The organism is Clostridium frigoris, assembly GCF_018861865.1.
GTDB classification, from domain to species: domain Bacteria; phylum Bacillota; class Clostridia; order Clostridiales; family Clostridiaceae; genus Clostridium_AD; species Clostridium_AD frigoris.
The window spans coordinates 1-9,347 of record NZ_JAHLDV010000083.1 but is presented as its reverse complement, the minus strand read 5'-3'; the positions used below and the strand labels follow the sequence as shown (position 1 = coordinate 9,347).

10 protein-coding genes are annotated in these 9,347 nt (G+C 31.3%); 5 read left to right on the top strand and 5 right to left on the bottom strand.

The features are described from left to right. The coding region (locus KPL37_RS18365) for an ATP-binding cassette domain-containing protein (RefSeq protein WP_216151528.1) at window positions 1-210 on the bottom strand (210 nt) is incomplete at its 3' end. A gap of 162 nt (window positions 211-372) precedes the next feature. Between KPL37_RS18365 and KPL37_RS18360 the strand changes: the two genes are divergently transcribed. Beyond that, a complete protein-coding gene (locus tag KPL37_RS18360; protein ID WP_216151530.1) occupies window positions 373-1,287 on the top strand; it encodes a metal ABC transporter substrate-binding protein in 915 nt (304 codons plus the stop codon). Window positions 1,288-1,375: 88 nt separating this feature from the next. Here KPL37_RS18360 and KPL37_RS18355 read toward each other — a convergent pair whose 3' ends face one another. The 4 genes from KPL37_RS18355 to KPL37_RS18340 all read right to left on the bottom strand — a co-directional run bounded on the left by KPL37_RS18355 (window position 1,376) and on the right by KPL37_RS18340 (window position 4,700). Next, window positions 1,376-2,278, bottom strand: a complete 903-nt coding sequence (locus KPL37_RS18355; protein WP_216151527.1) for a fumarylacetoacetate hydrolase family protein — start codon at window positions 2,276-2,278, stop codon at window positions 1,376-1,378. Between the two features lie 108 nt (window positions 2,279-2,386). Further along, window positions 2,387-2,749 carry a P-II family nitrogen regulator gene (locus KPL37_RS18350; RefSeq protein WP_216151526.1) on the bottom strand — a complete coding sequence of 121 codons (363 nt, stop codon included), beginning with the start codon at window positions 2,747-2,749 and terminating at the stop codon, window positions 2,387-2,389. A gap of 330 nt (window positions 2,750-3,079) precedes the next feature. After that, complete coding sequence (locus KPL37_RS18345; protein ID WP_216151525.1) at window positions 3,080-3,442, bottom strand: P-II family nitrogen regulator; 363 nt, start codon at window positions 3,440-3,442, stop codon at window positions 3,080-3,082. Window positions 3,443-3,464: 22 nt separating this feature from the next. Continuing rightward, complete coding sequence (locus tag KPL37_RS18340; protein WP_246578370.1) at window positions 3,465-4,700, bottom strand: ammonium transporter; 1,236 nt, start codon at window positions 4,698-4,700, stop codon at window positions 3,465-3,467. 667 nt (window positions 4,701-5,367) lie between these two features. On the opposite strand from KPL37_RS18340, the gene gdhA reads away from it, so the two are divergent. From gdhA to KPL37_RS18320, 4 genes are all read left to right on the top strand, one after another. After that, window positions 5,368-6,705: an NADP-specific glutamate dehydrogenase gene (gene gdhA, locus KPL37_RS18335; protein WP_216151524.1), complete on the top strand. Its 1,338-nt coding sequence runs from the start codon at window positions 5,368-5,370 to the stop codon at window positions 6,703-6,705. Between the two features lie 263 nt (window positions 6,706-6,968). Next, window positions 6,969-7,766 carry an amino acid ABC transporter substrate-binding protein gene (locus KPL37_RS18330; protein WP_216151523.1) on the top strand — a complete coding sequence of 266 codons (798 nt, stop codon included), beginning with the start codon at window positions 6,969-6,971 and terminating at the stop codon, window positions 7,764-7,766. Window positions 7,767-7,778: 12 nt separating this feature from the next. Further along, on the top strand, window positions 7,779-8,462 hold the full coding sequence (locus tag KPL37_RS18325) for an amino acid ABC transporter permease (protein ID WP_216151522.1): 684 nt from the start codon (window positions 7,779-7,781) through the stop codon (window positions 8,460-8,462). 13 nt (window positions 8,463-8,475) lie between these two features. After that, complete coding sequence (locus KPL37_RS18320) at window positions 8,476-9,219, top strand: amino acid ABC transporter ATP-binding protein (protein WP_216151521.1); 744 nt, start codon at window positions 8,476-8,478, stop codon at window positions 9,217-9,219. Window positions 9,220-9,347: the final 128 nt, after the last annotated feature.

Below are 9,347 nucleotides of genomic sequence, written 5' to 3'. Positions count from 1 at the left end.
CACATAGCCAATATTCTTATCGGCATTTACTATAGAACCTTTGGTAGGAGATAAAAATTTTAGTATTAATTTTACAAGGGTACTTTTACCGCAGCCGTTATCACCTAATATCGATATATACTCTCCGTTATTTATAGTTAAACTAATATCATTAAGAATGTAAGGCTCCCCGCCTGTATAAGAAAAAAATAAATTATTAATTTGAATCATAATTATCCTCCAGTTTATATAATTTTGTCACTTTATCAAGACATTAATATACTAAATTTGGAACTGATTAAAGTTATTGCTATTGACAAAAGTGTCATTTATACTTATATTATAAATGATAATGCAAATGATTTGCAAGAAGAAATTTTAAGGGGCGATAAAATGTTTAAAAAAATGTCAATGTTCATTTTACTTATTTGTACAATATTAACCTTCACCGCATGTGGTAGTAAGAAAGCCGAAACTACTAATGTAAAAACTCAAAACAAAGTAAAAGTTGTAGTTTCATTTAATGCAATGAGAGAACTTGCTACTGCAATAGGAAAAGATAAGGTTGATATAGTAACTATGATACCTAACGGTACCGAACCACATGATTTCGAGCCTAAGGCAAAAGATCTTGAAAGCTTAAGTACTGCTAAAATATTTATATATAATGGGTTTGGTATGGAATCTTGGGTAGATAAGGTTTTAGAATCTGTAGACAATAAAAATTTGATAACGGTTGAAGCATCAAAGGGGTCAACCCCAATTGAAAATACAGACTCAGCCGAAAAAGAAGAACATGGTCAATATGACCCACATGTATGGATTAGTTTAAAAGGTTCAGAAAATCAAGCTAAAAATGTAAGAGATGCTTTAATAAAAGCAGATTCAGCTAACAAATCTTATTATGAAAAAAATTATAATGATTTTGCTCTAAAGCTTAATACTCTTTACAATGAATATAATAAAAAATTTAAAACTGTTAGTAACAAAGACTTTGTAACAGGCCATGCCGCTTTTGCATACCTTTGCAGAGACTTCGGACTAAAACAAAACAGCGTAGAAAGCGTTTTTGCAGAAGGCGAACCCAGTGCTAAAAAATTAAAAGAACTAACAGATTATTGTAAAACGAATAAAATTAAGACTATATTTGTTGAGGATATGGTAAGCACGAAGGTTTCAGATGCTCTAGCTAAAGAAGTAGGTGCTAAAGTTGAAAAAATACACACCATAGAGAGTAAAGAAGATAATAAAGATTATCTAACGTGCATGAAAGAAAACTTAGATATGATATATAATAGTTTAAAATAAGCTTTGTGCAATAAGTGCAACCCACTTGATTTTAGAGGGTAGTCAAAAGTAGTGAATATTTCCTTCATATTCACTACTTTTTCTCTATCTATTCATTAACAACTATTACTTTATTAACTAATTTACCTATTTTATCAACATAACATTCCACGATATCTCCATTTTTCAAAACCCTAGGTGGATCAAATCCTAAACCAACACCGCTTGGAGTGCCTGTACTAATTATATCACCAGGTTTTAAAGTAAGCCCTTTTGACAAATCACTAATAATATATGGTATATCAAAAATTAAATTTCTTGTATTAGAATTTTGCCTTAATTCTCCATTAACGCTACAGGTTATATTTAGCTCCGTAGGAAATGTAATTTCACTTTTGTGAACTAAACATGGTCCCATAGGACAAAATGTGTCTAAACTTTTCCCTTTAAACCACTGCATGTGATTTCCTTGCAAATCTCTGGCTGAAACATCATTAACTATAGTGTAACCAAAAATATATTGTTCAACATCCTCTGGTTTAATATTGGTTCCTTCTTTTCCAATTACTACAGCGAGTTCTACTTCATAGTCTACTTGAGTTGTAACTTTTGAAGAAAACTTAATTGAATCACCATTCCCAATTGCAGGTGATGCTACTTTAGTAAAATATATAGGATAATCTGGAATACCAGTACCTGATATTTTAGTTTTTTTAATTTCATTCACATGGTCTATATAATTTTTACCAAGGCAAAATATATTCCTTTTGGGATTCGGTATTGGAGCAAGTAATTTAATTGAATTTAATGATACATACTTAAAATTATTGCTACTAATGGCATTTTTAATTTTCTCGACTGTGTTTTCTTCAAAACTTTCTATTAATTCAGTCATAGAACTTACACTAGCTATACCTAAAGCATTAAATATATTGTTGATTTTTATAACCTTTTGCCCAACAACAATCCCTACAAATTCTTGATCATTGTTAATATACATAACAAATTTCATAATTAAAAGACTCCTTTATATTTATTTTAATTTTAACTAAGTATTAATGGAATTATATAAAGAAAATAGAACAACTTAATTTATCTAAGTTATTCTATCGCTGTTAAATCATTTATTATAACGCAAAGCATCTCGGCCTTCAGCACTATTACTAATCCTTATAATGTTTTTCACATCATAAACGAATATTTTTCCATCACCCATTTCCCCTGTATGAAGTATTCTCTTTACAGTTTCTACAACTAATTGTACAGGAATATCGCAAACTACTACTTCTACTTTTATTTTAGGTAAAAGATTAATATCTAAAGCAAGCCCACGATAAAATTCTTTATGACCCTTTTGCATCCCACATCCTAAGACGTTAGATACAGTCATACCACTAACACCTATTTCATTTAGAGCTTCCTTCAATTCATCAAATTTACTTGAGGACGTAATAATATCTATCTTTGAAAACTTTTCATCCATATTCGCACCCCTTCTATTTTATAAATACTTGAGATAATTACTTTAGTGACTTAAATCTCTATTCCACCATAAGCCTCATCACCTTGTAAAGATATATCTAAGACATTCATTTCACTTTCTATGTTACTCTTAAACTCATAAATTTACTTATTACTTTTAATATAATAAATGTCCTTACTTCTGACAATTCTTATAAATTGAATTTCTACTAACTCAATATTACCATATATTAATCCATTTGCGCCAGAAGAATTTATAACCTTTAATCAGAAATAGCAGAGCAACTTAATACAATTAAGTTGCTCTGCTATCCTTTAATTATAAATGAAATTACTTATTATACCGAAGAGCATCTCGTCCTTCAGCCCCATTACTAATTCTTATAATGTTTTTCACATCATAAACAAATATTTTTCCATCACCCATTTTCCCTGTGTGTAGTATTTTTTTTGCTGTTTCCACAACCAATTCTACTGGAATATCACACACTATTATTTCTACTTTCAATTTAGGTAAAAGATTGATGTCTAAAGCAAGACCTCGATAAAATTCTTTATGTCCCTTTTGAATTCCACAACCTAAAACATTAGATACAGTCATACCACTGACACCAATTGCATTTAAAGCTTCTTTTAATTCCTCAAATTTATTTGAAGATGTAATAATATCTATCTTTGAAAAATTTTCTTCCATTATATAACCCCCTTTTATTTTATTAAATATCTATTCCACCATAAGCTTCCTCACCATGTTGAGAAACATCTAATCCATCGCTTTCTTCCTCTGCTGTTACTCTTAAACTCATAAACTTACCAAGCACCTTCAATATAATAAAGGTCATTATTGCTGAGTATGCAATTGTTGCTACAATTGCTATTAATTGAATTCCGAGCAATTTAATATTGCCATGAATTAGACCATTTGCACCAGCAGAATTTATAGCCTTTGAAGCAAAAATACCAGTGGCTATTCCTCCCCAAATTCCTCCAATTCCGTGACAACCAAACGCATCTAACGCATCATCATATCCAAATTTTTGTTTAACTACCGTTACACTAAAGAAACATATTATGCCCCCAATTCCACCTATCAATATAGCTGACATTGGACTTACAAAACCTGCACCTGGAGTTATTGCTACAAGTCCTACAACTATACCACTAGCAAGACCTAGTGACGTGATTTTTTTTCTAGTAATTAACTCACATACACACCATGTTAATGCAGCCGCTGCAGCAGAAGTATTAGTTGTAATAAATGCATTAAGTGCTACACCATTTACAGCAAGTGCACTTCCTGCGTTAAATCCAAACCATCCAAACCACAAAATCCCTGCTCCGAGAAGTGTCATAGGAAGATTGTGTGGAGTAATTGATTTTAATTTTTTTCTCTTTCCTATTACAAGTGCTATAACAAGTGCAGATATACCTGAACTTATATGAACTACATTTCCACCTGCAAAATCTAAAGCTCCTAAATTTCTAAGCCATCCATCTGCACCCCATACCCAATGAGCAATTGGATCATAAACTAATGTTGTCCACACTAAAATAAACACCGCAAATGCAAGAAATTTCATTCTCTCAGCAATTGCTCCCGAAATTAAAGCTGGTGTAATTATTGCAAACATTAATTGAAATAACATAAACACTGATTGAGGGATAGTTCCTGCATAATCAACATTTGGAAGAAATCCAACTCCATTCAATCCGAGAAACTGGAAATTACCAATAAAACCAGCAAAATCTTTTCCAAAACATAAAGTATATCCTATTAATACCCATTGAAGTGATACAATTACCATTGCTGTATAACTGTGTACTGTAGTACTAAGGACATTTTTTCTTCTCACCATTCCACCATAAAATAGAGCGAGTCCCGGTGTCATTAGCATTACTAATACCGTTGCAAAAATCATAAATGACGTATCTGCAGTATTTATTGCGTTCATAAAAATTCCCCCTAATAAAATATTATTATTCCTAGCTTTTAAAAATTCGTATTATAGTCGTAATGAATTTTTGCTTACCGTTAAAAATCATTTTACTAATATTTGAAGCATTAGTCAAGTATTTTAATATTCTGTTAATTGTATTATTTCACTAATAAATCTCTGTTTTAAGGAGTATTAGCTCAAATATCATATTAATACGTTATGTAACCATTGCCATTAATTTATTAATTTTTGTTTTATACGTTACATTATTGCATGTTATCGTTAATTTCAATTCATTTAGCATGAAATCTATTCTGTAATAATTACATATACCTTAGATTAAGCATAGCTTTATTTTATATAAAAAAACAACCTTCTCAGGCATATTTTACTACCTTGTTACTCATGTTAGATTAATGTAATACAGTTTATTTGAGAAACTTATTTAATAAAAATCACTTTCAATTAATTTGTTATCGAGTATTATATCACCACAAACTCTTACCACTGCTCAATGTTATCAAAACTAGCCTTAAAGAAGTTGAAATACTGCTCTATAAATGGTAGAATATATAGTAGATAAATGCAATTTTTATAAAATTGTATATATTTACAACTATTTATAACTATTAATTTTAAAATTGAACTTATAGTTATTTATTATATTTGAGGAGGTCATAAAATGAGTTTATTATCAAGTTTAACTCAACAAGTTATTAAGAAAAACCCAAACGAACCAGAATTTCAACAGGCTGTAAAAGAAATATTAGAATCACTAGAGCCAGTAGCTGTAGCACATCCTGAGTGGATGGAGGCCGGAATATTTGATAGAATTGTAGAACCTGAGAGACAAATTATATTTAGAGTTTCCTGGATAAATGATAAGGGAGTAGTAAATGTAAACAGAGGCTTTCGTGTACAATTTAATAGTGCTATCGGACCTTACAAAGGTGGTTTAAGACTTCATCCTTCTGTTAACCTTAGTATTATTAAATTTCTTGGGTTTGAACAAACTTTTAAGAACTCACTAACAGGTCTACCAATTGGTGGTGCTAAAGGTGGAAGTGACTTTGATCCTAAGGGAAAATCTGATAGAGAAATAATGAGATTTTGTCAAAGCTTTATGACTGAGCTTTCAAAACATATTGGAGCCGATACTGATGTACCTGCTGGTGATATTGGTGTTGGCGCCAGAGAAATTGGCTTTATGTATGGTCAATATAAAAGGCTTAGAAATGAATTTACAGGTGTATTAACAGGCAAAGGACTATCTTATGGTGGAAGTCTTGCTCGCACGGAAGCCACCGGATATGGTATGTGTTACTTTGTTGAGGAAATGCTTAAAGCTACAAACAACTCATTTAAAAATAAAACAGTTGTAATTTCAGGTTCAGGTAATGTTGCAATATACGGAGCCGAAAAAGCTATTAAGCTTGGAGCAAATGTAGTTGCATTAAGTGATTCAAATGGATACATATATGATCCTACTGGAATTAAACTAGATACAGTAAAAAAAATTAAAGAAGTTAACAGAGAAAGAATAAGCGAATATGTTAAATACCATCCTACTGCAGAATATCATGAAGGTTGCTCGGGAATATGGAAAATAAAATGTGATATTGCACTTCCTTGTGCGACTCAAAATGAAGTAAATGAAACATCTGCAAAAACTCTTGTAGCAAATGGATGCATAGCAGTTGGCGAAGGGGCAAATATGCCTTCCACTCCAGAAGCAATTAATGTATTCTTAAAAAGTAAGATTCTTTTTGGACCTGCTAAGGCAGTTAATGCAGGAGGGGTTGCTACCTCAGCACTTGAAATGTCACAAAATAGCATAAGATACTCATGGACATTTGAAGAAGTTGATAATAAATTGAAGGCTATAATGTCAGATATTTATATGAAAACAAGTAATGCTGCAAAAGAATTTGGATTTGAAGGTAATTTACTTGCCGGTGCAAATATCGCAGGATTTATTAAAGTAGCTGATGCTATGTATTCTGAGGGAATAGCTTATTAATATTTGCTTTCATTTCTCTTAAAAAAAATAGTTTCACTCAAAGAACTAAAATAAAGGATGGCCAGTGGTCACCCTTTATTTTAGTTCTTTTATATTTTCAAAATTATATTAAATATCCATTTAAAAAATCTATTTTGGAACTATCTTCAATATACTTGACTCATTTTTAAATTTTGAACGTATATTGACAACAACGGATTAATTATGGTATTATAAATTTAATACCTTACTAAAACAGTAGGATTACTTTAAGGGGGATATAAATGAAAAAATTATCTATATTAATTACCACTTTATTAGTAGCATCAGTAGGTCTTGTCGGATGTGGAACAAGTACCAGTAAAACTGCAACATCAAAAAATTTGTTAGAAACAATAAAGAGTGAAGGAAAAATACAAATCGGTACTGAGGGTACTTATGCACCATATACATTCCATGACAAATCAGGAAAGTTGACTGGATTTGATGTTGATATTGCGACTGAAGTATCCAAGCGTCTTGGGGTTAAACCTGAATTTGTAGAAACAAAGTGGGACGGTATGTTTGCAGGACTAGATGCAAAGAGATTTGACATGGTAGTAAATCAAGTTGGAATTCAACCAGATAGACAAAAGAAGTATGATTTTTCAACTTCGTATATAGTTTCAAAAGCAGTCTTAATTGTGAATAGTTCCGATAATACTATCAAAAAGTTTGCTGATTTAAAGGGCAAGAAATCTGCTCAATCATTAACAAGTGACCTAGGTAAAATTGCAAAGGCCAATGGTGCTGCACTTCTTGCCGTTGATGGTTTTAACCAATCAATTGACCTTTTAGTTTCTAAAAGAGTAGATGCAACAGTTAATGATAGCTTATCTTTCCTAGATTTAAAAAAACAAAAACCAAATCTTGCTATAAAGGTTGTTGATACAAAAGGAGATGCACAACCAAGTGGAATTATGTTTAACAAAGTAAATAAAGAATTAGTAACCGCAGTTAACAAAGCATTATCTGATATGAAATCAGATGGTACTTATTCAAAAATTTCAAATAAATATTTTGGCAGCGATGTATCAAAATAAAAGGGTGATAAAATGAATTTAGACGCAGATACACTAAGATTACTCGGTATAGTTAAAGATTCTTTCTTACCTTTATTAATAGCAGGTATTAAATTTACAATACCAGTAGCTGTAATTTCTTTCTTGCTTGGTTCAATTTTAGCTATGCTCACAGCACTTGCTCGTATATCAACATATAAACTTTTAAAATTAATATCAAGTTTTTATGTTTGGATAATAAGAGGTACTCCTCTTCTCGTACAATTGTTTATAATATTTTATGGATTACCAGCTGCTGGTATAACAATTGGAGCTTTACCCGCAGCAATTATAGGTTTTACTTTAAATGTTGGAGCTTATAATTCTGAAGTAATTAGAGCTTCCATTTTATCTATACCTAAAGGGCAGTGGGAAGCCGCAAGTTCAATTGGAATGACTCATACTCAATCACTTATTCGAATAATTTTGCCACAAGCAGCCAGAGTATCTGTACCTCCACTTTCAAACTCTTTCATAAGTCTTGTTAAGGATACATCACTTGCAGCGGCTATTACTTTGACTGAAATGTTTCAAATTGCACAACAAATAACAGCCGCAACATATGAACCACTTGTACTATATTGTGAAGCAGCTTTTATTTATCTGATATTTTGTACAATATTAACTATAATTCAACAAAGAATAGAAAAAAAGCTTGAAAGATATGTAGCTAGGTAATTGGAGGACATTTATGATTAATATAAAAAATTTACACAAAAGTTTTGGCGATAATGAAATATTAAAAGGCATAAACTTGAATATTAAAAAGGGTGAAACAACAATTATAATAGGCCCTTCAGGTTCAGGTAAAACAACCCTTCTTAGATGTTTGAATTTACTAGAAGTACCTAATCAAGGGACTATAAGAATTGGAGATAATGAATTAGAGTTTGGTGGAAACAAAGAGCCTACTGATAAAGAAATATTAACACTAAGGCGAAATACAGGCATGGTATTTCAAGGTTTTCATCTATTTCCTCATATGACTGTTCTTGCGAACATAATGGAGGGGCTCACTACTGTGCTTAAGCAACCTAAGAAGGTTGCTCATGATAAAGCACTTAATCTTTTAGAAAAAGTTGGGCTTTTAGATAAGTGTAATAGTTACCCCCATGAACTCTCAGGAGGACAACAGCAAAGAGTTGCTATAGCCCGTGCTATGGCCATCGAGCCATTAGTATTGTTATTTGACGAACCAACCTCTGCACTAGATCCCGAACTTGCAGCTGAGGTACTTAAAGTTATGAAAGAACTATCACATGACGGCATGACAATGGTTGTTGTTACACATAACATGAGTTTTGCAAGAGACGTTGCAGACAATATAATATTTATTGACAATGGGATCATCCTTGATAAGGGAACCCCGGATGAGTTATTAAACAACTCAACTAACACAAGAATAAAACAATTTTTAAGTTTAGATTTTAATTAATTATTTTAGAATAAATTAATGATAGTGTTAACTAACCTATGAAAAAACTAGATTGAAAATTTTAAGATTTAAATTGTACTTTGAAAAGTGAAAATATATCTAAAAGGAATGAAACATTAGTTTTGTTA